At 68.7% G+C, this 23,281-nt stretch carries 24 protein-coding genes and 1 riboswitch; of the genes, 16 read left to right on the top strand and 8 right to left on the bottom strand.

Annotated elements, in window-relative coordinates; all coding sequences use genetic code 11:
• Window positions 1-88: 88 nt before the first annotated feature.
• The 5 genes from ACFW16_RS29140 to ACFW16_RS29120 form a co-directional block, all read right to left on the bottom strand.
• On the bottom strand, window positions 89-1,207 hold the full coding sequence (locus tag ACFW16_RS29140; RefSeq protein WP_380311757.1) for an acetoin dehydrogenase dihydrolipoyllysine-residue acetyltransferase subunit: 1,119 nt from the start codon (window positions 1,205-1,207) through the stop codon (window positions 89-91).
• Window positions 1,204-2,235, bottom strand: coding sequence for an alpha-ketoacid dehydrogenase subunit beta (locus tag ACFW16_RS29135; protein WP_380311755.1), 1,032 nt, complete (start codon window positions 2,233-2,235; stop codon window positions 1,204-1,206). The genes ACFW16_RS29140 and ACFW16_RS29135 overlap by 4 nt, the downstream gene beginning before the upstream one ends.
• A gap of 12 nt (window positions 2,236-2,247) precedes the next feature.
• Entirely contained in the window at window positions 2,248-3,216 is a 969-nt protein-coding gene (locus ACFW16_RS29130; RefSeq protein WP_380311754.1) for a thiamine pyrophosphate-dependent dehydrogenase E1 component subunit alpha, read from the bottom strand.
• Between the two features lie 129 nt (window positions 3,217-3,345).
• Window positions 3,346-3,984 carry an OmpA family protein gene (locus ACFW16_RS29125; RefSeq protein ID WP_380311752.1) on the bottom strand — a complete coding sequence of 213 codons (639 nt, stop codon included), beginning with the start codon at window positions 3,982-3,984 and terminating at the stop codon, window positions 3,346-3,348.
• Between the two features lie 63 nt (window positions 3,985-4,047).
• The gene (locus ACFW16_RS29120) at window positions 4,048-4,884 is read right to left on the bottom strand and encodes a lytic transglycosylase domain-containing protein (RefSeq protein WP_380311750.1); all 837 of its coding nucleotides are present in this window, start codon (window positions 4,882-4,884) and stop codon (window positions 4,048-4,050) included.
• A 149-nt stretch (window positions 4,885-5,033) separates the two neighbouring features.
• Between ACFW16_RS29120 and ACFW16_RS29115 the strand changes: the two genes are divergently transcribed.
• The 7 genes from ACFW16_RS29115 to lepB are packed head-to-tail and all read left to right on the top strand — an operon-like array spanning window position 5,034 to window position 11,706.
• Window positions 5,034-5,762, top strand: a complete 729-nt coding sequence (locus ACFW16_RS29115; RefSeq protein WP_380311747.1) for a FadR/GntR family transcriptional regulator — start codon at window positions 5,034-5,036, stop codon at window positions 5,760-5,762.
• Entirely contained in the window at window positions 5,759-6,937 is a 1,179-nt protein-coding gene (locus ACFW16_RS29110; protein WP_380311745.1) for a PLP-dependent transferase, read from the top strand. The genes ACFW16_RS29115 and ACFW16_RS29110 overlap by 4 nt, the downstream gene beginning before the upstream one ends.
• Before the next feature lie 28 nt (window positions 6,938-6,965).
• Window positions 6,966-8,234 (top strand): ABC transporter substrate-binding protein, encoded by a 1,269-nt coding sequence (locus ACFW16_RS29105; RefSeq protein WP_380311744.1) that lies wholly within the window; start codon window positions 6,966-6,968, stop codon window positions 8,232-8,234.
• Complete coding sequence (locus ACFW16_RS29100; RefSeq protein WP_380311742.1) at window positions 8,231-9,154, top strand: carbohydrate ABC transporter permease; 924 nt, start codon at window positions 8,231-8,233, stop codon at window positions 9,152-9,154. Before ACFW16_RS29105 ends, ACFW16_RS29100 begins: the two co-directional genes overlap by 4 nt.
• 1 nt (window position 9,155) lies before the next feature.
• Complete coding sequence (locus tag ACFW16_RS29095; protein WP_380311740.1) at window positions 9,156-10,007, top strand: carbohydrate ABC transporter permease; 852 nt, start codon at window positions 9,156-9,158, stop codon at window positions 10,005-10,007.
• A 59-nt stretch (window positions 10,008-10,066) separates the two neighbouring features.
• Window positions 10,067-11,005: an acetamidase/formamidase family protein gene (locus ACFW16_RS29090; protein WP_380311737.1), complete on the top strand. Its 939-nt coding sequence runs from the start codon at window positions 10,067-10,069 to the stop codon at window positions 11,003-11,005.
• Between the two features lie 44 nt (window positions 11,006-11,049).
• Complete coding sequence (lepB, locus tag ACFW16_RS29085; protein WP_380311735.1) at window positions 11,050-11,706, top strand: signal peptidase I; 657 nt, start codon at window positions 11,050-11,052, stop codon at window positions 11,704-11,706.
• 23 nt (window positions 11,707-11,729) lie between these two features.
• Here the strand turns inward: lepB and ACFW16_RS29080 are convergent, their stop codons facing one another.
• Both ACFW16_RS29080 and ACFW16_RS29075 read right to left on the bottom strand, forming a co-directional pair.
• A complete protein-coding gene (locus ACFW16_RS29080; RefSeq protein ID WP_380311733.1) occupies window positions 11,730-12,398 on the bottom strand; it encodes a peroxiredoxin in 669 nt (222 codons plus the stop codon).
• Between the two features lie 32 nt (window positions 12,399-12,430).
• On the bottom strand, window positions 12,431-12,577 hold the full coding sequence (locus ACFW16_RS29075; protein WP_380311731.1) for a hypothetical protein: 147 nt from the start codon (window positions 12,575-12,577) through the stop codon (window positions 12,431-12,433).
• Between the two features lie 123 nt (window positions 12,578-12,700).
• Window positions 12,701-12,805: riboswitch (TPP riboswitch) on the top strand.
• Between the two features lie 54 nt (window positions 12,806-12,859).
• On the opposite strand from ACFW16_RS29075, the gene thiB reads away from it, so the two are divergent.
• The 3 genes from thiB to thiQ all read left to right on the top strand — a co-directional run bounded on the left by thiB (window position 12,860) and on the right by thiQ (window position 16,246).
• Entirely contained in the window at window positions 12,860-13,861 is a 1,002-nt protein-coding gene (gene thiB / locus ACFW16_RS29070; RefSeq protein ID WP_380311729.1) for a thiamine ABC transporter substrate binding subunit, read from the top strand.
• 95 nt (window positions 13,862-13,956) lie between these two features.
• Window positions 13,957-15,540 carry a thiamine/thiamine pyrophosphate ABC transporter permease gene (thiP, locus tag ACFW16_RS29065; protein WP_380311728.1) on the top strand — a complete coding sequence of 528 codons (1,584 nt, stop codon included), beginning with the start codon at window positions 13,957-13,959 and terminating at the stop codon, window positions 15,538-15,540.
• Window positions 15,521-16,246 carry a thiamine ABC transporter ATP-binding protein gene (gene thiQ, locus ACFW16_RS29060; RefSeq protein ID WP_380311726.1) on the top strand — a complete coding sequence of 242 codons (726 nt, stop codon included), beginning with the start codon at window positions 15,521-15,523 and terminating at the stop codon, window positions 16,244-16,246. Before thiP ends, thiQ begins: the two co-directional genes overlap by 20 nt.
• Before the next feature lie 143 nt (window positions 16,247-16,389).
• Here the strand turns inward: thiQ and ACFW16_RS29055 are convergent, their stop codons facing one another.
• Window positions 16,390-17,775: a sodium:proton antiporter gene (locus ACFW16_RS29055; protein WP_380311724.1), complete on the bottom strand. Its 1,386-nt coding sequence runs from the start codon at window positions 17,773-17,775 to the stop codon at window positions 16,390-16,392.
• A 248-nt stretch (window positions 17,776-18,023) separates the two neighbouring features.
• Here ACFW16_RS29055 and ACFW16_RS29050 point away from each other — a divergent pair, with 248 nt between their 5' ends.
• The 6 genes from ACFW16_RS29050 (at window position 18,024) to ACFW16_RS29025 (ending at window position 23,277) form a co-directional block, all read left to right on the top strand.
• Entirely contained in the window at window positions 18,024-18,782 is a 759-nt protein-coding gene (locus ACFW16_RS29050; RefSeq protein ID WP_380311722.1) for a carbon monoxide dehydrogenase subunit G, read from the top strand.
• 148 nt (window positions 18,783-18,930) lie between these two features.
• Window positions 18,931-19,422, top strand: coding sequence for a (2Fe-2S)-binding protein (locus ACFW16_RS29045; protein ID WP_380311720.1), 492 nt, complete (start codon window positions 18,931-18,933; stop codon window positions 19,420-19,422).
• A gap of 13 nt (window positions 19,423-19,435) precedes the next feature.
• A complete protein-coding gene (locus ACFW16_RS29040) occupies window positions 19,436-21,796 on the top strand; it encodes a xanthine dehydrogenase family protein molybdopterin-binding subunit (protein ID WP_380311718.1) in 2,361 nt (786 codons plus the stop codon).
• Window positions 21,797-21,806: 10 nt separating this feature from the next.
• Complete coding sequence (locus ACFW16_RS29035; RefSeq protein ID WP_380311716.1) at window positions 21,807-22,604, top strand: FAD binding domain-containing protein; 798 nt, start codon at window positions 21,807-21,809, stop codon at window positions 22,602-22,604.
• A 126-nt stretch (window positions 22,605-22,730) separates the two neighbouring features.
• Window positions 22,731-22,970 carry a type II toxin-antitoxin system ParD family antitoxin gene (locus tag ACFW16_RS29030; RefSeq protein WP_380311714.1) on the top strand — a complete coding sequence of 80 codons (240 nt, stop codon included), beginning with the start codon at window positions 22,731-22,733 and terminating at the stop codon, window positions 22,968-22,970.
• The gene (locus tag ACFW16_RS29025; RefSeq protein ID WP_380311712.1) at window positions 22,963-23,277 is read left to right on the top strand and encodes a type II toxin-antitoxin system RelE/ParE family toxin; all 315 of its coding nucleotides are present in this window, start codon (window positions 22,963-22,965) and stop codon (window positions 23,275-23,277) included. The genes ACFW16_RS29030 and ACFW16_RS29025 overlap by 8 nt, the downstream gene beginning before the upstream one ends.
• Window positions 23,278-23,281 lie beyond the last annotated feature (4 nt).

The raw sequence follows: 23,281 nt of genomic DNA, 5'->3' as shown, positions 1-23,281 counted from the left end.
ACCCCCATCCCTTCGCTCCGAATCAGCAAATCCGGAACGTATTGATTCAGCACCATTCAGCTCTGGGAAGGCTGAATGTCGATTGGCCCTAGCCGTTTCCGACGAATGCCTCGATCAGCCGGTTCACCTCGGCCGCGGCTTCCATATGGACCATATGGCCCTTGCCGTCGAAGCGGTGCACCGGGATCGACGCCGGCAGCCCGTCGGCATGGGCGGCCGGCAGGATGGCGTCGGCGGTGCCCCAGATCACCTGGACCGGCGCCTTCGCACTGCCGATCCGGTCGCGCAGCGACACCGCCTGGCGACCGCCGGGGAAGACGGCGCCGGCGATCGTCTTCAGCGCCGCCTCGACCCCGTCCAGGCGCTTGTACTTCAGCACGTCCTCGACCAGGTCGCGGGTCACAAGCTCCGGGTCGGCGAACAGCGCCTCGAGATGCGGCTTCAAATCCTTGCGCTTCTGCGCGCCGATGAAGCCGTCGATATAGCCGCCGTTGATCTCCACCCCCAGGCCGGCCGGGGCAATCAGGGTCGCCGAGGCCACCCGGTCCGGCGCGTCGAGCGCCAGGGACAGCGCCACCGCGCCGCCCATGGAATGGCCGGCCAGATGCGCCCTGGCGATCCCGGCGGCATCCAGATAGGCCAGCACCGCGGCGGAGAGTGCTGCGAGGTCACCGGCTCCGACCTCCTTGCCGGAGCCGCCATGGCCCGGCAGGTCGATGGCATGGACCGGGCGGCCGGTCAGCGCCGGCTGGGTGAACAGCCAGTTGTTGAGGTCGCCGCCGAAGCCGTGGATCAGCACCACCGGCGTGCCGTCGCCCTCGCCCGTCACCAGGGCGCGGATCGGCCGGCCGCCGGCCTGCACCACCTTGGGCTCGGGCGGCGGGGCGGCGCTCTCGGCCGCGGCCGCCGCCTCGGCCTGGAAGGCCTCGATGAAGCGGTCGAGCTCGCCGTCATCCACTTCGCCCTCGACCACGACGCCGAGCAGCGCGCCGACCGGCAGGGTCTGGCCTTCCTCGGCCACCCGCCGGCGCAGCGTGCCGGCGACCGGCGATTCCAGCGCGTTGGTGATCTTGCTGGTCTCGATGTCGACGATCTCGGTGCCCGGCTCGATCCGCGCCCCCTCCTCCGCCGTCCAGGCGGCGAGCAGGCCCTCGGTCATCGCCAGGCCCCATTTCGGCATGGTGATCGGATGGATGGTCCCGGTCATTCGGCGGCCTCCCGCCGGTCCGGCGCGCCCATCACCGTGCGCACCGCCGCCGCCACCTTGTCGGCGTTCGGGATGTACAGATCCTCCAGCGCTGCCGAGAACGGCACCGGCACATGCGGCGGCGACACCATCTTGATCGGCGCCTTCAGCGCGCCGAAGGCCTGGTCCGCCACCTGGGCCGAGATGTCGGTGGCGACGTTGCAGCGCGGGCTGGCCTCGTCCACCACCACCAGCCGGCCGGTCTCCTCGACGCTCTCCAGGATCGTGTCCATGTCGAGCGGCGAGGTCGTGCGCGGGTCGATGATGGTGCAGTCGACGCCTTCCCTGGCCAGCGCCTCGGCCGCCGCCTTGGCCATCTGCACCATGCGGCCGATGGCGACGATGGTGACGTCCTCGCCCTCGCGCACCAGGTTCGCTTCGCCGAAGGGGATGGTGTAGGGCTCGTCCGGCACCTCCTCCTCCATGTCGTACAGCACCTTGTGCTCGAAGAAGATCACCGGGTCGTCGTCGCGGATCGCCTGGATCAGCAGGCCCTTCGCCTCATAGGGCGAGGACGGGATGACGCATTTCAGCCCGGGGATGTGGGTGAACACCGGGTACAGGCATTGGCTGTGCTGGGCCGCGGCGCGGAAGCCGGCGCCGTACATGGTGCGGATGGTCAGCGGCGTCACCGCCTTGCCGCCGAACATGTAGCGGAACTTGGCGGCCTGGTTGAAGATCTGGTCGAAGCAGACCCCCATGAAGTCGACGAACATCAGCTCGGCGACGGGCCTGAGGCCGCTGGCCGCGGCGCCGGCCGCGGCGCCGATGAAGGCGCTCTCGGTGATCGGCGTGTCCAGCACACGGGAAGGCCCGAACTCCTTGTACAGGCCCTTGGTGACGCCCAGCGGACCGCCCCAGGCGTCCTGCTCACCGGGCGAGCCGGAGCCGCCGGAGATATCCTCGCCCATCAGGATCACGCGCGGGTCGCGCCGCATCTCCTGCGCCAGCGCCTCGTTGACCGCCTGGCGGAAGCTCTTTCTGCTCATGCCCTGCCTCCCTCAATACGAGACGTAGACGTCGGTCAGAAGGTCGGCCGGCCCCGGCACCGAAGCAGCCTTGGCGTCGACCACGGCGCGGTCGATCGCCTGCCTGATCTCGGCGTCGATGGCCTCCATCTGCGCGACCTCCAGCAGCCCGGCCTCGGTGACCCGGTTGCGGAACAGGTCCAGGCTGTCGCGCTGGGCCCTGATCGCATCGACCTCCCCGGGGGCGCGATAGGTCTGGGCGTCGCCTTCGAAATGGCCGTAATAGCGGTTCAGCTTGACCTCGATCAGGGTCGGGCCGCCGCCGGACCGGGCGCGGTCGATCGCCTCCCGCGCCGCCTCCCACACCGCGAAGAAGTCGTGGCCGTCGACCATCACGCCCGGCATGCCGAAGGCCTGGGCGCGCTCGACGATGTCCTTGCAGCTGACCGAATACTTGCTCGAGGTCGCCTCGGCATAGCCGTTGTTCTCGAACACGAAGATCGCCGGCAGCTTCCAGACCGTGGCCAGGTTCAGCGCCTCGCAGGTGGTGCCTTGGTTCGAGCCGCCATCGCCGGTGAAGGACACGGCGACGCCGCCGGTGCCCAGCGTCTTGGCCGCCAGCGCGGCGCCGCAGATCAGCGGCGGGCCGCCGCCGACGATGCCGTTGGCGCCCATCATGCCCTTGGACAGGTCGGCGATGTGCATCGACCCGCCCTTGCCGCCGCACAGCCCGTCGCGGCGACCGTAGATCTCCTTCATCATCGCCGCCGGATCGCAGTCCTTGGCGATGCAGTGGCCGTGGCCGCGATGGGTGCTGGCGATCGAATCGCGGTCGGTCAGGTGCAGGCAGACGCCGACGGCGCTGGCCTCCTCACCGGCATAGAGATGGACGAAACCCGGAATGTCGCCGGTGGCGAATTCGAGATGGACCCGATCCTCGAATTCCCGGATCAGGCGCATCTGTCGATAGGCACGCAAAAGGTCGTCGCGACTCAACTGCATGGCCGTTCCTCCCGTTGCGGATCTTATGTCCGGCAAACAGCCTAGCGCGCCGTCCTTCGGGTTGGGAACCCGTCGCGTACCGCCTCCGCCTTTGGTCGAAGAAACCCTCTCCGGATTACTGCTCCCAGGTCACTGGCCGTTGGGCCGGATCGTCAGCGCCACCCGCCGGTTCTCCTGCCGCCCCGCGGCCGTGGCGTTGGTGGCGATCGGCTGGGCCTCGCCGACGCCGCCGATGTTGATCCGCGGCGGGTAGACCCCGCGCGAGGAGATGTAGTCGGCGACCGAGCGCGCCCGCGCCTCCGACAGCCCTTGGTTGTACTGGGCCGAGCCGGTGTTGTCGGTGTGGCCGACCACGTCGATATAGGTGTTGGTGTACTGGTTCAGCGTCGCCGCGACGCTGTCGAGCGGGCCGTAGAACGCCGGCTTGATGGTCGCGGAATCGGTGGCGAAGGTGACGTCGCCCGGGATGTCCACGATCAGGTTGTCGCCGCGGCGGGTGACATCGATGCCGGTGCCGGCCAGGTTGCGCCGCAGATCGGCCTGCTGCCGGTCCATGTAGTTGCCGATGGCGCCGCCGGCGAGCGCGCCGACGCCGGCCCCGATCAGGGCGCCCGCGCCGCGGTTGCCGCCGCTGACCAGGGCGCCGATGCCGGCCCCGGCCAGGCCGCCGGCGGCGGCCCCGCCGATCGTGTTCGGCGCGCTGTCGAACTGGCACGACGCGACCGATGCGGCCAGGCCGATCACGATCAGGCATCTTGGAAAACGCATCTCATCCTCCCTCGACGGCATCCGATTGAGAATCGGTGCGAAGCGGCGTTCGTCAAGCACCGATCAGTTCCGCAGCACGATGCAGGCGCCGCCGGCCCGGCGCAGGCGGGTGCAGAACTGGTTGCCCTCGGCCCGGCTCTGAGCCGGCACGCTGACCCGGTAGAAGCGGCGCGTGCCCATGCTGAGCATGCGGGTGCCGACGATCATCGGCTGGATCTCCGCCATCAGCTGCGGGAAGCGCCGGCGGACGCGGTTGTACGAGGCCAGCGCCCGGCCCTTGGAGAAGTTGCCGGCGATCTGCACGTGCCAGGGCGCGGTCGGCGAGACCAGCTCGTCCCGGTCCGCCTCGGTCTTCAGCGACGCCAGGAGCTCCAGGCAGGGCTTCGGGCTGCCGTCGAAGCCGGGGACGCTGCCATCCGCCTTCGGCACCCAGTCGTCGGCCGGGCGCTTGGTGACGAACAGCACGTAGTCCTCGGTCTCCAGCGGCAGGAAGCCGCGGCCGCCGACCCAGCTCTCGACCCGGTTCGGCCCGGCATTGTAGCCGGCGGCGGCGAGGCCGAGATTGCCGAACTGGTCGCGCAGCTCGGCCAGGAAGGCGGCGGAGGCCGGCAGCGCCGTCTCCGGGTCGAACGGATCCTCCAGGTCGCGCAGCTTGGCGGTGCCGGGCATGAACTGGGCCACGCCCCGCGCGCCCTTCGGGCTGACCGCGCGCGGCCGGAACCGGCTTTCCTTCCAGATCAGCCGCGTGAAGAACTCCAGCGGCAGGTTCTCGGCCGCGGCGGACTGCTCGATCAGCCGGCATACCGCCTGCTCCACCGTCTCGTCCTGCGCGGCGCCGGCGCCGTTGCAGGACAGCAGGACCCAGACGACCCCGATCCAGCCCCATGACCGCACGCGCATCCCGGATCACCCCGCAACGATGTTGCGATTTGTAGCCGCCCGCGCGGCAGCGACAAACCGATATTGACGGCATTCGATGCATTCGACCAAAGTGGTCAGGATGTCAGACCAATTTTGCCCGTTCACTGCATAGACACGTGCCGCCCTCGATGTCCGCCCGCCTCCGCCCCTCCCTGTCGCCGATCCGCACGCCGACGCGTGACGAGGCGGCCTTGGCGGCGATCGCGGAGCATGTCGAGCGCACCGGCATCAAGCCCGGCGAAAGGCTGCCGCCCGAGCGCGAGCTGGCGGAGCAGCTGCAGGTCAGCCGCTCCACCGTGCGCGAGGCGCTGAAGCGCTGGGAAGGCCTGGGCATCATCGAGATGCGCAAGGGCAGCGGCACCTACCTGAAGGTGCCGGTGTCGACCGCCAGCATCCACAGGCCGCTGACCATCGACCGCACCTCGGACGTCGCCACGCTCTTGCACACGCTGGAGGTGCGCCGGGCGCTGGAGGGCGAGGCGGCGGCGATCTGCGCCCGCCGGGCGACGGAAGAGCAGATCGCCGAGATCGGCCGCCGCCTCGACATCATGGAAGCGCATCACACGAAGTACGGCGACGCGCCCGAGCAGGACTGGGAGTTCCACCAGTCGATCTTCCGCGCCACCGAGAACCCGATCTTCGGGCAGATCCTGGCGACCATGCGGGACGCCTTCCACCGCTTCTGGGAGAACCCGCTGGACATGCCGGATTTCGCCGGCCGCACCTTCCCCTATCACCGCGTGATGTACGACGCGATCGTCCGGCGCGACCCGGACGGCGCCCGCGACGCCGCGCTGACCATCATCGACATGGTCGATGAGGACATCCGAGACGCCGACCGCAGACGGACCCGATGACCGACGATTTCCCAGTGCCCGACGCCTATGCGGCCGCCACCACGCTGGCGCATGACGACGCCTTCCCCGCCGGCGCGGTGGTGCCGCCGATCTACCAGACCTCGCTGTTCACCTTCGCCAGCTATGCGGAGATGGAGGCGGCGTTCTCCGGCCAGGTGAAGCGCCCGATCTATTCCCGCGGCGACAACCCGACGGTGCAGGAGTTCGAGCGCAAGGTGGCGGTGCTGGAGGGGGCCGAGGCGGCCCGCGGCACCGCCAGCGGCATGGCGGCGATCAGCTGCGCCGTGCTGAGCATCGCCGGCACCGGCGACCGTATCCTGTGCACCCGCCACGTCTATGGCGACGCCTACCGCCTGTTCGAGAAACTGCTGCCGCGGCTGGGCATCACCGTCGATTATGTCGATGCCGGCGATCTGGCGGCGGTCGAGGCGGCGCTGCCCGGGGCCAGGCTGCTGTATCTCGAGAACCCGACCTCGATGATGTTCGAGCTGCAGGAGATCGGGCGGCTGGCGGTCCTGGCCAAGGCGCATGGCGCGGCCACCATCATCGACAATTCCTGGGCCACGCCGCTGTTCCAGCAGCCGATCAGGCACGGCGTCGACCTGGTCGTCCACTCGGCCTCGAAATACCTGTCGGGCCACAGCGACACGGTGGCCGGCGTGATCGCCGGGTCGGCCGAGCGCATCGCCCGGGTCAATGACCTGGCCTATCCCTATCTCGGCGGCAAGCTGTCGCCCTTCGAGGCCTGGTTGCTGATCCGCGGCATGCGCACCCTGCCGCTCAGGATGCGCCAGCACCAGGAGAGCGGCCTGGCCATCGCCCGCCGCCTGGCGGACCATCCGCTGGTCACAAGGGTGCTGCACCCGGCCTTCTCCAACCACCCCGGCGGCGCCACGCTGAGCGGCCACAGCGGCCTGTTCTCCTTCGAGGTCGAGGAGCAGGTCGACGTGCCGCGGTTGGTCGATACGCTGCGGCTGTTCAAGCTCGGCGTCAGCTGGGGCGGGCATGAGAGCCTGGTGGTCCCGGCCCGCGCCTCGCTGCGCCAGGCCCAGGGACCGAACTCCATGGCCGATTTCGGGGTCACGCAGCGCATCGTCCGGCTCGCCGTCGGGCTCGAGGACACCGAGGACCTGTGGGCCGATCTCGCCCGCGCCCTCGATACTTCCGTGAATTGATCTTCGTTCTGCAAACAGGGAGGCAAAAATGAAACGACTGTTGCTCCTGGCCGGTCTGGCCGCGATCGCCTTCACCGGACCGGCGCTGGCCGACACCAATCTCAAGCTGGTCGAGGTCATCACCAGCCCGCAGCGCACCGAGTTCCTGAAGGGCCAGATCGGCAAGTTCGAGGCGGCCAACCCCGGCGTCCATGTCGAGATCGTCTCGCTGCCCTGGGGCGAGGCGTTCGAGAAGTTCCTGACCATGGTGCAGGCCGGCGAGACCCCGGACATCGCCGAGATGCCGGAGCGCTGGATGTCGCTCTACGCCAACAACGGCCAGCTCGAGGACCTGTCCCCCTATATCGGCAAGTGGGACGAGGCCTCGACCCTGAGCGACCGCACGGTGCAGTTCGCGAAGACCGTGAACGACACCCCCTACATGGTGCCCTACGGCTTCTATCTGCGCGGCCTGTACTGGAACAAGAAGCTGTTCCAGGAGGCCGGCGTGGCGGCCCCGCCGAAGACGCTCGACGAGTTCATGGACGTGTCGAAGAAGATCGCGGCGCTGGGCGGCGGCAAGGCCGGCTACTGCCTGCGCGGCGGCAAGGGTGGCACCGGCGGCACCGCCTTCTTCATGCTGACAATGGACGGCAAGGGCAAGTTCTTCAACGACGACGGCACCTCGACCCTCGGCGACGCCGACGCGGCCAAGGGCATGCAGTTCCTGGTCGACCTGTACAAGGCCGGCGGCGCGCCGAAGGACAGCCTGAACTGGGGCTTCAACGAGACCGTCACCGGCTTCTATTCCGGCACCTGCGCGATGCTGGACAATGATCCGGACGCCATGATCGGCATCCTGGACCACATGAAGCCGGAGGATTTCGCGGTGGCGCCGATGCCGCTCGGGCCCGGCGGCCATGCCTATCCTTCGATCGGCTATGCCGGCTGGTCGATGTTCGCCAACAGCGAGCACAAGGAGGAGAGCTGGAAGCTGATGTCCTTCCTGCTCGACAGCGCCCAGAACAAGGAATGGGCCAAGTTCGTCGGCGTGCTGCCGATCCACAAGGGCGCCGAGCAGGACGAGCATTTCGCCGGCGAGCGCTATGCCGGCTGGTTCCAGGAGCTGAACGACCCGCGGTGGCAGCCGATCCCCTGGCCGGCCCATCTCGAGGAGTTCGGCTACTTCTTCGACGTGATGTCGGTGCAGAGCTTCCAGGAGGCCCTGCTGGGCCAGAAGCAGACCGCCGACGTCGCCAAGGAGTGGTCGGACTACCTCACCGCCGCGCAGCAGAAGTTCCTGGCCGGCAAGAAGTGACTGCGATCCACGCGATCCCGGGCCCCCGCCCGGGATCCTTCCGCCGCGCGCTGGGCAATGCGCTGGAGCCCTGGCTCTATCTCAGCCCGGCCATCATCCTCCTGACGCTCAGCATGCTGGTGCCGCTGATCGTCGGGCTGTCCTATGCCTTCCAGAACTTCGGGCCGTTCGGGAAAAGCACCTGGGCCGGGCTGAAGAACTTCGAGACGCTGCTCGGCGACGCCAACTTCTGGCGGGCGCTGAAGAACACCGTCTGGTGGACCGTCGGCAGCCTGGTGTTCCAGTTCTTCGGCGGGCTCGGCCTCGCCCTGCTGCTGAACCGGGATTTCGCGGGCAAGCGCCTGGTCCAGGCGCTGGTGTTCCTGCCCTGGGCGGTGCCGACCTTCCTGTCCGGCCTTGTCTTCGCCTGGCTGTTCAACCCGGTGGTCGGGCCCCTGCCCTACTGGATGGCCGGTCTCGGCCTGCTGCCCGAGCCGCTGAACATCCTGTCCGACCCGGACTTGGCGATGTGGGGCCCGATCCTGGCCAACATCTGGTTCGGCATCCCGTTCTTCGCCATCACCCTCCTGGCGGCGCTGCAGGCGATCCCGGGCGACTACTACGAGGCGGCGGCGATCGACGGCGCCTCGGCCTGGCAGCGCTTCACCAAGATCACCATTCCGTTCCTGGCGCCGACCATCGCCATCACCGTGCTGCTGCGCACGATCTGGATCGCCACCTTCGCCGACCTGATCTGGGTGATGACCAATGGCGGCCCGGCCAACGCCACCAGCATCCTGTCGACCTACATCTTCGCCCAGGCCTTCTCGCGGCTGAACTTCGGCTACGCCTCGGCCGTGGCGACGGTGCTGCTGCTCCTCCTCCTGCTCTATGCCGCGATCCTGATCCGGATGCGCAAGAGCCTGCTCGCGGGGCAATGACATGAACATCGTCGGACGCTCGCCCCTCGGCCGCCTCGCCGGCGGCACCGGCTTCTATCTCGGCATCGGCTCCTATCTGCTGTTCGCGCTGTTCCCGCTGTACTGGCTGATCAAGATCTCGGTCACCCCGACCCAGCTCCTGTTCTCCGAGGGCATCACCTACTGGCCGTCGGAATGGACGCTGGCGAATTTCGGCTCGGTGCTGACCGCCAGCAACTTCCCGCGCTATTTCCTGAACAGCGTCATCGTCTCGATCGCCACCGCGGCGGTGGTGACGCTCTGCGCCTCGGCCTCCGGCTACGCCTTCTCGCGCTTCCGCTTCAAGGCCAAGCCGGCGGTGATGTTCGTGCTGCTGCTGACCCAGACCTTCCCGCTGGTGATGATCATCCCGCCGGTCTACCGGCTGATGGCGCCGCTGGGCCTGACCAACAACCTGATGGGGCTGATCGTCATCTACAGCGCCTTCAATGTCGCCTTCGCCACCTTCCTGATGCAGTCCTTCTTCGACGCCATCCCGAAGGACCTGGAAGAGGCGGCGATGATCGACGGCTGCAGCCGGTTCCAGGCGCTGCGCCGGGTGATCCTGCCGCTGACCCTGCCGGGCATGGGCGCGACGCTGGGCTTCGTCTTCACCGCGGCCTGGAGCGAGCTCTTGTTCGCGCTGATGCTGATCAACTCCGACAGCCAGAAGACCTTCGCCGTCGGCCTGCTGACCTTCGTCGCCAAATTCGGCGTCGACTGGGGCCAGATGACCGCGGCCTCGGTGCTGGCGCTGATCCCGGTCTGCATCTTCTTCGCCGTGATCCAGCGCTACCTGGTGCAGGGCCTGACCGCCGGTGCGGTGAAGGGCTGACCTGGGGCTTGAACGGAGCCTCGAAACGGCGGAGCGTGTCGGCTCCACCGGAGGGAATCATGCCGCGACACCATGTGCCCGCCTCGGCCGCAACCTGCGCCTGGGGCCATTTCGACGCCGCGCGCGAGCCGGTGCTGACGGTCGACAGCGGCGACACGGTCGTGATCGACACCGTGAATGGCGGACCCGAGGTGCTGCCGAAGGGCGATTTCCACATCCCGCCCGAGATCCACGAGATCCATGAGCGCTGCGACCGGTCGACGCCCGGCCATATCCTGACCGGCCCGGTCGCGGTCCGCGGCGCCCGGCCCGGCCAGGTGCTGGAGGTGCGGATCCTCGACGTCTCGCTGCGCCAGGACTGGGGCTACAACGTGATCCGGCCGCTGGCCGGCACCCTGCCCTACGATTTCGAGGAGTCGCGCCTTCTCAACATCCCGCTCGACGCCGCCGCCGGCACCGCCCGGCTGCCCTGGGGGCTGGACCTGCCGCTCAGGCCCTTCTTCGGCGTCATGGGCGTGGCGCCGCCGAAGGGCTGGGGCCGGATCAGCTCGATCCAGCCGCGCGCCCATGCCGGCAACATCGACAATAAGGAGCTGGTGGCCGGCACCATCCTCTACCTGCCCATCTTCAACGACGGCGCCCTGTTCTCCTGCGGCGACGGCCACGGCGCCCAGGGCGACGGCGAGGTCTGCATCACCGCGATCGAGACGGCGCTGCAGGGCACCTTCCAGCTGATCGTCCGCGACGACCTCACCTTCGCCTATCCACGGGCCGAGACCCCGACCCACCACATCACCATGGGGATGGACCCGGACCTCGACCGCTGCGCCGAGATGGCGCTGCGCGACATGATCGTGCTGCTGGGCGAGACCGCCGGGCTGTCGCGCTATGACGCCTATACCCTGTGCAGCCTGGCCGGCGACCTGCGCATCACCCAGACCGTGAACGGTTGCAAGGGCGTGCACATGATGATGGCGAAGGACCTACTACGGCGATGATGCGAGGCCGATTGAGATGCTGCAGCCGCCGCGAGATGATTCGATTGACCGGCGTCTCCCTGCTGGCCCTGTCCGTCGACCCAGCCGCCGCGGCGACGTTGTCGGACTGGTCCGACGGCACAGACATCGCCGCGCGGTTCGCGGAGGCAAACATCACGGTGCGCAGCTTCACTATGCCGAGCGGAAGCATGCTGCCGACACTGCGGCCCGGGGACGTTCTTCTGGCGGATAGTCGTGTTGCCGGGCAGACTCCACACCGGGGCGACATGATCGTGTTTCAAGCCTCGGACTCGCCGTCCACCTACGTCAAGCGCGTGGTCGGGTTGCCTGGCGACCGGGTGGCGATGCAGGACGGCCGCCTGGTTCTGAACGGCACCGTCGTCCCCTGGCAAGCGAAGGGCTCGCTGTACACAACTCTCTCTTTGTCGAACCCAGTCGGCGCAGTGGCTGCTGAGGCTCTGCCCGGCGAGTTACCCTACGAGATCGTGGATTTTAATAAGCAGGGCCACTTCGACACCACAGCCGAGGTCACGGTCCCGGCCGGGTCGGTCTTTGTCCTGGGCGACAACCGCGACAATTCGTTGGACAGCCGCAGCATGGGGCCGATTGCGGTCGACCACATTGTCGGCCGCACCATCTACCGGCTGCAGCCGGATGCCGGCTGGCTGGTGCCGCGCGAGACAGTGCCCGGGCTCGACTGAGCCCGGGCGTCACGGATCGGACGTCAGTCGCGCGGCTGCGCGACCGTGCGGAGATAGGGCTTCAGCGTCTTGAAGCCGGCCGGGAACTTCTGCTTCGCCTCCTCGTCCGAGACCGAGGTGACGATGATGACATCCTCGCCGTTCTTCCAGTCGGCCGGCGTCGCCACCTTGTGCTTGGCGGTCAGCTGCAGCGAATCGATCACCCGCAGCACCTCGTCGAAGTTGCGGCCGGTGGTCATCGGGTAGGAGATCACCAGCTTGATCTTCTTGTCCGGGCCGACGACATAGACGTTGCGCACGGTCTGGTTGTTGACCGCGGTGCGGCCCTCCGACGTGGTGCCGGCATCGGCCGGCAGCATGCCGTAGAGCTTGGAGACGACCAGTTCGGAGTCGGCGATCACCGGGAAGTTCGGCGCGGCGCCCTGGGTCTCCTTGATGTCCTGGGCCCAGCTCTCGTGCCGGTCGACCGGGTCGGCGCTGAGGCCGATCACCTTGACGTCGCGGCGGTCGAATTCCGGCTTCAGCTTGGCCACGGCGCCGAGCTCGGTGGTGCAAACCGGGGTGAAGTCCTTGGGATGCGAGAACAGCACGCCCCAGGACGAGCCGAGCCAGTCGTGGAAGCGGATCCGCCCCTCGGTGGTCTCGACTTCGAAATCGGGCGCGTCCTCACCAATCGCGAGCGGTCCGGCCATATTTACCTCCAGTTATCGTTAATTCTGTAATTTTACCGCGCCGCAGGTCCGGTGTCATCAGGAGCGTCGTCTTCAACCAGAACGATCTCAGGCTCCGGCGCGGGATCGTCGATCTCCGGGAAATCCTCATTCAGCGGCTTCATCGTCTTGAGCAGGGCCACAATTCCGCGCTCGACCATGAGTTCCTCCAACCTGTGCAGGAGACATGTGCCATCGGATGCCTCGCCGCAAGACCTCCAAATTGTCGTTCTCCAAGCGATCGCGCCCGCGTTGACAGGGTCTGCGCGCGACCCGATGATGCGCGCGTCTTGCCGGGGTGCCCGAACGGGGGCTGAGAGGCGCGTCAGCGTCAACCCGACGAACCTGATCCGGGTCATGCCGGCGGAGGGAGCGCGAGACGACGCCTCAGGCATCGGCACGTCCCTCTTCTCCGCCCCGCTTCGACCCCGCGGAGGAACGAGATGCGCCTGTTTGCCGCCGTCCTGCTGACGGCCTTGACCTCCGCCCTTGCCGGCCCGGCCGCGGCCGAGACCCCGGTGCTGAAGGTCTACACCTACGAATCCTTCACCGCCGACTGGGGCCCGGGGCCGCAAGTGAAGAAGGCCTTCGAGGCCGAATGCGGCTGCACGATCGAGTTCACCTCGGTCGAGGACGGCGTCGCCCTGCTGTCGCGGCTGAAGCTGGAGGGCAAGTCGACCCAGGCCGATGTCGTGCTGGGCTTCGACACCAACCTGACCGCGGAGGCGGCGGCGACCGGGTTGTTCGCGCCGCACGGCATGAAGCTCGACGGGCTGTCGCTGCCGGTGGCCTGGACCGACCCGGTCTTCGTGCCCTTCGACTGGAGCTACTTCGCCTTCGTCTACGACAAGACCAAGGTGCCGAACCCGCCCAAGAGCCTGCACGACCTGGTCGAGAACAGCGACCTGGAGCTGACCATCCAGGACCCGCGCACCAGCACGCCGGGTCTCGGCCTGCTGCTCTGGGTCAAGCAGGTGTACGGCGACAAGGCGCCGGAGGCCTGGGCCAGGCTGAAGCCGCGGATCCTCACCGTCACCCCGGGCTGGAGCGAGAGCTACGGCCTGTTCCGCAAGGGCGAGGTGCCGATGACCTTCAGCTACCTGACCTCGCCGCCCTATCACGTGATCGCCGAGAACGACAGCAATGTCGGCGCCGCGGTGTTCAGCGAGGGCAACTACCTGCAGGTCGAGGTCGCGGCCAAGCTGGCTTCCTCCAAGCATCCCGAGCTGGCCGACAAGTTCCTCGCCTTCATGCTGAGCCCCGCCTTCCAGGACCTGCTGCCGACGACGCAGTGGATGTACCCGGCGGTGACGCCGAAGGCCGGGCTGCCCGACGCCTACAAGGCGCTGCCGGCCCCGGCCAAGGCGCTGTTGTACCCGCCGGAAGAGGTCGCCGCCAACCGCGCTGCCTGGATCGCCGAATGGCTGCAGGCGACGAGTCGTTGAGCGACCGTAGGTTGGGTTCGCGGCACGCGAACCCAACACCCGACGGCGGGACCGGCCTGTTGGGTTCGCCACGGCGAACCCAACCTACGGGCGGAGTGCCATCCCTCCCCGGCCTCCTCGCGCTCCTCGCCATCCTGGCGCTGATCGCAACGGCCGCGACCGGCCTGATCCGCGCCGCGTCGGAGCTCGACCTGCTGTCGGTCTGGGCCGATCCCTATCTCTGGTCGGTGCTGCGCTTCACCGCGCTGCAGGCCGGGCTGTCGGCGCTGATCAGCGTCGCCATCGCCATCCCGGTCGCCCGCGCCCTGTCGCGCCGCCGCTTCCCCGGCCGCACCCTGCTGCTGCGCCTGTTCGGGCTGCCGATGATCGTGCCGGCGGTGGCCGGCGCCTTCGGGATTCTGACCGTGTTCGGCCGGTCCGGCCTGCTCGCCGACCTGTTCGCGGCGCTGGGACTGACCATCCGGCCCAACATCTACGGGCTCACCGGCATCCTGCTGGCCCATGTGTTCTTCAACATGCCCTTCGCCGTGCGCGTGCTGCTCTCGGCCTGGGGCACGATCCCGGCCGAAAGCTGGCGCCTGGCGTCGATGCTGGGGCTGCGCGGCGCCGACCTGTTCCGGCTGGTCGAATGGCCGATGCTGCGGCGCCAGCTGCCCGGCCTGACCGCCCTGGTCTTCCTGCTGTGCTTCACCAGCTTCGCCGTGGTGCTGACGCTCGGCGGCGGCCCGGCCTCGGCCACCATCGAGATCGCGATCTACCAGGCGCTGCGCTTCGACTTCGACCCCGGCCGCGCCGTCGCCCTGTCGCTGCTGCAGATCGCCCTCTGCGCCCTCCTGGTGCTGGCGGCGATGCGGCTGACCGGCCGGGTCGCCGATGAGGGCGGCGTCGGCCGGCCGGTGCTGCGGGATGACGGGCAGACGGCGGCGGCCCGCGCGATCGACACCGTCGTGCTGGTCCTCGCCGCCGGCTTCGTGCTGCTGCCGCTGGTCGCGATCCTGGTCGAAGGCCTGGGCGGCATCGGCAAGCCGATCCTGTCCAGCCCCGCTTTGTGGCACGCCGCCGGGCGCAGCCTGGCCGTCGCCCTCGGCGCCGCCACGCTCGCCCTGGTGCTGGGCTGGGCGCTGGCGCACAGCATCGCCGTGCTGCGCATCGGCCGCAGGCGGCGACGGCTGGCGCGGCTGTTCGAGCTGAGCGGCACGGTGGTGCTGGTGGTGCCGCCGCTGGCGCTCGGCGCCGGCCTGTTCGTCATGCTGCTCGGCACCGCCGACCTGCGGCGCTGGGCGCTGCCGATCGTCGCCATGGTCAACGCGCTGATGGCCCTGCCCTTCGTGCTGCGCCTGCTGGTCGGCGCCGCCGAGCTGGCGCAGCATCGCCACGGAAGGCTGGCCGACAGCCTCGGCCTGTCCGGCTGGGCCCGGCTGCGGCTGGTGGAATGGCCGCTGCTGCGCCGGCCGGCCGGCTTCGCCCTGGCGATCGCGGCGGGCCTGGCCTTCGGCGACCTCGGCGCCGCCGCTTTGTTCGGCGGCGACGGCAACCAGACCCTGCCGGTGCTGGTGGCGCAACTGCTCGGCGCCTACCGGCTGCAGGAGGCGTCGACCGTCGTGCTGCTGCTGGTGCTGATGGGGCTGGCCCTGTTCGGCCTGATCGAAAGGATCTTCGGTGGCCACACGCGCGATTGAGATCGAGAGCCTGACCTATCGCTACGAGGCGATGGAGATGCGCTTCGACCTGGCGGTCGAGGCCGGCGCCTTCGTCGTGCTGTTCGGGCCCAGCGGCGCCGGCAAGAGCACGCTGCTCAACCTGATCGCCGGCTTCGAGGCGCCCGTGTCCGGACGTTTGTGCCTGCTCGGCCGCGACGTGCTCGGCCTGCCGCCGGCGGCGCGGCCGGTCACCACCCTGTTCCAGGACCACAACCTGTTCCCGCATCTCACCGCGGCGAAGAACGTGGCGCTGGGGCTGCACCCCGGCCGGCTGAGCCCGGCCGAGGCGGCACGGGTGCAGGAGGCGCTGGCCCATGTCGACCTGTCGGGGCTGGAGGCGCGCCGGCCGGCCGAGCTGTCCGGCGGCGAGCGGCAGCGCGTCGCCCTGGCCCGCAGCCTGGTGCGCGACCGCCCGATCCTGCTGCTGGACGAACCCTTCGCCGCGCTGGGCCCGGCGCAGCGGCGCGAGATGGTCGGGCTGGTCGACCGGCTGCGGCAGGAGCGCGGCCTGACCGTGCTGATGGTCAGCCACCAGCTCGACGCCCTGCCCGGCATCGACGCGCAGGCCGCCTTCATCGAGGACGGCCGCATTGCCGCCACCGGCCCGGCCACCGAGCTGCTGACCCGCCCGCCGCTGCCGGAGATCGCCGATTATCTCGGCTATGTGGGGCCGGTGGGTGGCTAGAGGGTTCCGTTCAATTTCCTTGTCATTGCCGGGCTTGACCCGGCAATCCAGGGGCCGCCCAGAGCGGCATCGACATTCCCTGGATGCCCGGGTCAAGCCCGGGCATGACAGTTGGAGGCGATGGCACCGGTCCGAGCGGTCCCTCACGCCTCCGAGTAGAACAGCAGCGACACCAGCACGAACAGCGGCAGCAGGATGCCGCAGGACCACACCATGTAGCCGAAGAAGCTGGGCATCTGCACGCCGCGCTCCTGCGCGATCGACCGCACCATGAAGTTCGGGGCGTTGCCGATATAGGTGTTCGCCCCCATGAACACGGCGCCGGCCGAGATGGCGCCGAGCGTCGTCGCCCAGGCGCCCATCAGGTGCTGCGCGTCGGCTCCGGCCATGTTGAAGAAGACGAGATAGGTCGGCGCATTGTCGAGGAAGCTGGACAGCAGGCCGGTCAGCCAGAAATAGGCCAGGTTGTTCGGGTCGCCGGTGCCGCCGACGAGGTCGACCAGGTCGGCCAGCGCCCCGTCGCGCCCGGCGCGCAGGATCGCGATCGCCGGCACGATGGTGACGAAGATCGCCGCGAACAGCTTGCCGACCTCGACGATCGGGAACCAGTTGAAGTCGTTGAGCCGCCGGCTTTCCCGGCTGGTCAGCACCCAGGACAGGCCGATGATGGCGAGCAGCAGCAGGTCCCGGGCCAGATTCTCCAGCGCCACCGGGACGTGATAGACGGTCAGCGTCACGCCCGGCTTCCAGACGCCGCTCAGCAGCACCGCGCCAACGACGCCGGCCAGCAGCAGCAGGTTGATCCCGCCCTCCAGGCCGAACGGCACGCGCGGCTCCGGCGGCACCTCGCGCAGTGCGTGCTCGCGCCGGAACAGCACGGTGTCGATCGCGAAATAGAGCGCCAGCAGGATCGCCGAGCAGAACAGCATCGGCAGCAGCAGGTGCTGCGTCGGCCAGAAGAACGACACGCCCTGCAGGAAGCCGAGAAACAGCGGCGGGTCGCCCAGCGGCGTCAGCGCGCCGCCGATATTGCCGACCAGGAAGATGAAGAACACGACGGTGTGGACGCGGAAGCGCCGGTTCTCGTTGGCGCGCAGCAGCGGCCGGATCAGCAGCATGCAGGCGCCGGTGGTGCCCATCCAGCTGGCAATCGCGGTGCCGACGAAAAGGATGCCGAGATTGACCGCGGGCGTGCCGACCAGCGAGCCCTTCAGCCGCACCCCGCCGGCGACCACGAACAGCGACGCCAGCAGGATGATGAAGGGCAGGTACTCGGTCAGGGCGACGGCCACCACTTCGAACAGCGCCAGCTCGGGCCCATGAACCACGGCGAACGGGACGAGGAAGGCCAGCCCCCAGAAGGCGGCGATCTTGCCGAAATGGCGGTGCCAGAAATGCGGCCGGATCAGCGGGAACAGCGCGATCGACAGCAGGATGCCAACGAAGGGGATGATCCAGGCCAGGCCGAGCTCCGACCCGTCGAGATGCGGGGCGCCGTCGGTGGCGGCCAAGGCCGGTGCGGTCGACATGAGAGCTATCGTTCCCGCCGCGGCTCCCAGGCAGCGGCGGGCATGTCGAGACACCGGCATGAACATCCCTTCTGGCTTCGAAATTTTAGGCGGCCGGAGTATGGCGATGAAGGCAGAAGCAGCCAACCTTTTCAGACCGCGACCAATGCGCTGCGGCCGCCACATCCAAGGCAGGGTTGTCGCGGCCGGTGGCCCGCACTAGCTTCGACAAGACGGAGCCGACCGGCTCGAGACAAGGGAATCGCACCATGGAGATGACGGGCGAGCATCGGATCGCGGCGCCGCGGTCGGTGGTCTGGGAAGGGCTGAACGACCCCGAGGTGCTGCGCCGGTCGATTCCCGGCTGCGACAGCCTGGAGAAGACCTCGCCGACCGAGATGACGGCGTCCGTCACCGCCAAGGTCGGGCCGGTCAAGGCCACCTTCGGCGGCCAGGTCACCCTGTCCAACCTGAACCCGCCCGAGAGCTACACCATCTCCGGCGAGGGCAAGGGCGGCGCGGCCGGATTCGCCAAGGGCGGCGCCGACGTCAAGCTGGTCGAAGACGGCGACGGCACCTTGCTGCACTATGCGGTGAAGGCCAATATCGGCGGCAAGCTGGCGCAGCTCGGCGCCCGGCTGATCGACGGCACCGCCAAGAAGATGGCGGACGACTTCTTCACCCGCTTCGCCGCCGAGATGGAGCAGCGTGCCGGGGCCCCGGCGCCCGCCCCCGCAGCGGCGGCTGAGCCGACGCCTGAGATCCCGGTGCCGGTTCCGGTCCCGGCCGAGGAAACCCTGACGCCGCCGAGTCCGGCCGAGGCGCCCAGCCTGGGCACCGCCGAGCCGATTCCCGCACCGCAGCCGGCGCCCGTTGCCGAGCCGGCGGCCAGACCCGAGCCCGCCGTCGCGCCGCCGCCCCGCCCCGCCCCGCCGCCAGCCGAGGAGCGCCGCGGGGGCTTGAGCCCCGCGGTCTGGATCACCGCCTTGGTCGTGATCGTGCTGGTGCTGCTGTATCTGTATTTGTAACGCAGGCGGAACCGTACCCTCGGCCGGCTTGACCGATCGTCGGACGAAACCTTAGCCTTCGATCCGGGTGGCCTGATCGGGCACTGCAAGCGGCGCGCAACAGCCGCAGCCGGTGCCCGGCGGCCTGACGCCAGCTTGGGAGGACTCTATGACCACCACCGTGACCCTGACGGTGAACGGGAGGTCGGTGACGCGGCAGGTCGAACCGCGCACACTGCTCGTACAGCTTCTGCGCGAACATCTGCAGCTGACCGGGACGCATGTCGGCTGCGACACCAGCCAGTGCGGCGCCTGCGTCGTCCATGTCGACGGCCGGTCGGTCAAGTCCTGCACCATGCTGGCCGTCCAGGCCGAAGGCAGCTCGGTGACCACGATCGAGGGCCTGGCCGCCGCCGATGGCACGCTGCACCCGATGCAGGAGGCCTTCCGCGAGAATCACGCCCTGCAATGCGGCTTCTGCACGCCCGGCATGGTGATGAGCGCGGTCGACCTGCTGCAGAACAACCCGAACCCGACCGAGCACGAGGTCCGTGACTGGCTGGAAGGCAACATCTGCCGCTGCACCGGCTACCACAACATCGTCAAGGCCGTCCTCGACTGCGCCGCCAGGTCCGGCGGACAGCGCGTCGCGGCCGAATGAGGGGGGCGCGGTCATGGCATCCGACGGCATCGGCGCCCCGCTGCGCCGCAAGGAGGATTATCGTTTCCTGACCGGCAACGGTCACTACACCGACGACATCGATCGCCCCGGCCAGGCCTATGCGTATTTCCTGCGCTCGCCGGTGGCGCATGCCCGGATCCGCGGTATCGACACCAGCGCGGCCGAGGCGGCGCCCGGCGTCATCGCCGTGTTCACCGGCGATGACCTGGCGAAGGACAAGATCGGCGGGCTGATTTGCGGCTGGCTGGTCAAGTCGAAGGACGGCGAGCCGATGAAGGCCGGCCCGCACCCGGCGCTGGCCCAGGGCAAGGTGCGATATGTCGGCGACCATGTCGCGGTGGTGATCGCCGAGACCCGCGACCAGGCCAAGGACGCGGCCGAGAAGATCAATGTCGATTACGAGGAGCTGCCGCCCGTCGTCCTGCCCGAAAAGGCCCGCAGTGCCGCCGCCCTGGTGCATGACGACATCCCGGCCAACACCGTCTACGAGTGGGAGCTGGGCAACAAGGCCGATGTCGAGGCCGCCTTCGCCCGCGCCGCCCATGTCACCAGGCTGGACCTGCAGAACAACCGGCTGATCCCGAACGCGATGGAGCCGCGGGCGGCGATCGGCGAATACGACCGCGGCTCGGACAGCTTCACCCTCTACACCACCAGCCAGAACCCCCATGTGGCCCGGCTGGTCCTGTCCGCCTTCATCGGCATCGCGCCGGAGCACAAGCTGCGGGTGATCGCGCCCGATGTCGGCGGCGGCTTCGGCTCGAAGATCTTCATCTATGCCGAGGAGACGGTCTGCGTCTGGGCGGCGAAGAAGGTGCGCCGGCCGGTGAAATGGACGGCCGAGCGCGGCGAGAGCTTCCTGGCCGACGCGCATGGCCGCGACCACGTCACCCATGCCGAGCTGGCGATGGACCAGGACGGCAGGTTCCTGGCCCTGCGCGTCCACACCACGGCCAATCTCGGCGCCTATCTCTCGACCTTCGCCAGCTGCGTGCCGACCTTCCTCTACGCGCCGCTGCTGTCCGGCCAATACGCCATCCCGGCGATCTATTGCGAGGTCGACGGGGTCTACACCAACACCGCGCCGGTCGACGCCTATCGCGGCGCCGGGCGGCCGGAGGCGACCTACGTCATCGAGCACATCGTCGAGCTGGCGGCCCGCGAGCTGAAGCTGGACCCGGCGGAGCTGCGCCGCCGCAACTTCGTCCAGCCGACCCAGTACCCGTACCAGACCCCCGTGATCATGACCTATGATTGCGGCGACTACCCGAAGGCGCTGGACGAGGCACTGAAGCTGGCGGACTACAGCGGCTTCCAGGCCCGCAAGGCCGACAGCCAGAGCCGTGGCAAGCTGCGCGGCATCGGCTTCTCCAGCTACATCGAGGCCTGCGGCATCGCGCCGTCGGCCGCGGTCGGGTCGCTCGGCGCCGGCGTCGGCCTGTGGGAGTCGGCGAAGATCCGGTTCAATCCGACCGGCAACGTCACCGTCCACACCGGCAGCCACAGCCACGGCCAGGGCCACGAGACGACCTTCGCCCAGCTGCTGACCAGCTATCTCGGCGTGCCGGCCGACCAGGTCGAGGTGGTGCACGGCGACACCGACAAGACGCCGTTCGGCATGGGCACCTACGGCTCGCGCTCGCTGGCCGTCGGCGGCTCCGCCATCGTCAAGGCGGCGGAGAAGATCATCGCCAAGGGCAAGAAGATCGCGGCCCACCAGCTCGAGGCGGCCGAGGCCGACATCGAGTTCAAGGACGGCAAGTTCACCGTGGCCGGCACCGACCGGGCCAAGACGATCCAGGAGGTCGCCTTCGCCGCCTACGTGCCGCACAACTATCCCGCGGGGGTGGAGCCGGGGCTGGAGGAGAGCGCATTCTACGACCCGATCAACTTCACCTTCCCGGCCGGCACCCAGATCTGCGAGGTCGAGGTCGACCCGGACACCGGCGTCGTCACCGTCGTCCACTACACGGCGGTCGACGATTTCGGCCGGGTGATCAACCCGATGATCGTCGAGGGCCAGGTGCATGGCGGCGTCGCCCAGGGACTGGGCCAGGCCATGCTGGAGAACTGCGCTTATGATCCGGAGACCGGGCAGCTGCTGACCGGATCCTTCATGGATTACTGCATGCCGCGGGCGGACGACCTGCCCAGCTTCAAGGTCGGCATGATCGAGACCATCAACCCCTCCAACCCGCTCGGGGTGAAGGGCTGCGGCGAGGCCGGGGCGATCGCGGCGCCGGCGGCGCTGATGAACGCGATCACCGATGCGATCGGCCGCGACATGAACATGCCGGCGACGCCGGAGCGGGTGTGGCGGGCGATCCACACCCCCGCTCTGGCCGCCGAGTGAGGAGACGACGATGTACGCCTTCAATTATCACAAGGCCTCCTCCGCGGCCGACGCGGTGGCCAAGCTGACCGCCGCCTCCGACGGCAAGTTCCTGGCCGGCGGCATGACCCTGATCCCGACGCTGAAGCAGCGCCTGGCCTCGCCCTCCGACGTCGTCGACCTCGGCGGCGCGGCCGAGCTGAAGGGGATCAAGGAAGAAGCCGACGGCCTCACCATCGGCGCCATGACCACCCATGCGGCGGTCGCGGCCTCGGACGTGGTGCGCCGGGTGATCCCCGCCCTCGCCGCTTTGGCCGGCGACATCGGCGACGCCCAGGTCCGCAACCGCGGCACTCTCGGCGGGTCGGTCGCCAACAACGACCCCAGCGCCGACTACCCCGCGGCGGTGCTGGCGCTCGGCGCCACCGTGCGCACGACCAAGCGCGAGATCGCGACCGACGACTTCTTCCAGGGGATGTTCACCACCGCCCTGGCGGAGGATGAGCTGATCACCGCGATCCACTTCCCGAAGCCGGAGAAGGCGGCCTACGTCAAGTTCGACAACCCGGCCAGCCGCTACGCCATGGTCGGGGTGTTCGTGGCGAAGACCACCGGCGGCATCCGCGTCGCCGTCACCGGCGCCGGCTCTGACGGCGCGTTCCGCTGGGCCGAGGCCGAGCAGGCGCTGGCCGGGAACTTCTCCGCCGCGGCGCTGGACGGGCTGTCGGTCGATCCCGGCGGCATGAACGGCGACATCCACGGCTCGGCCGAATACCGGGCGCATCTGGTCAAGGTGATGGCCAAGCGCGCGGTCCAGGCCGCCGGCTGATCCTTCCGTTCCGATCGCGGCCCGCCTCCGGGAGACCGGGGCGGGCCGGCGCTGTCACGATATGACATTCTTTGCCATGACTATTGGCAAAGAATGTCATATCGTGGGGCATCGGAAAGGACAGCCATGGCCACGATGAATGTTTCCCTGCCGAACGCCATGAAGGCTTGGGTCGAGAGGCAAGCCGAGGGCGGCCGCTATGGGAATGTCAGCGATTATATCCGGGACCTGATCCGCAAGGATCAGGAGCGGACGGAAGCCATCGCTGCCCTGCAAGCCGCCATTACGGCGGGTGTCGAAAGCGGGGAAGCCGAACCCTTCGACGCCACGGCATTCAAGCTTCGGATGCGCCGGCAGCATGGGTGAAGCTGCCCGGTATCGGCTGACTCCGGCCGCTCTTGCCGACCTCGACGATATCTGGCGATTTTCGGCCGAAACCTGGTCCGTCGGGCAAGCCGATCGCTATGTGGACGATCTCGTCCGTGTCTTCGAGATGATCGCCGCCGTGCCGACCCTGGCTCGGGAGCATCGAGAGTTCGACCCGCCGGTGCGCATCCATGCGTACCAGAGCCATCTGATCATCTACACGCAAAGCGGCGACCACGTTGCCATTCTGCGCCTGCTCGGCGGCCGGCAGGATTGGATCGCCATCCTGAAAGCAGCGGACATCTGAAGCC

The organism is Inquilinus sp. NPDC058860 (genome assembly GCF_042743185.1).
GTDB lineage: Bacteria > Pseudomonadota > Alphaproteobacteria > DSM-16000 > Inquilinaceae > Inquilinus.
This window is presented reverse-complemented; position numbering and strand designations above follow the sequence as displayed.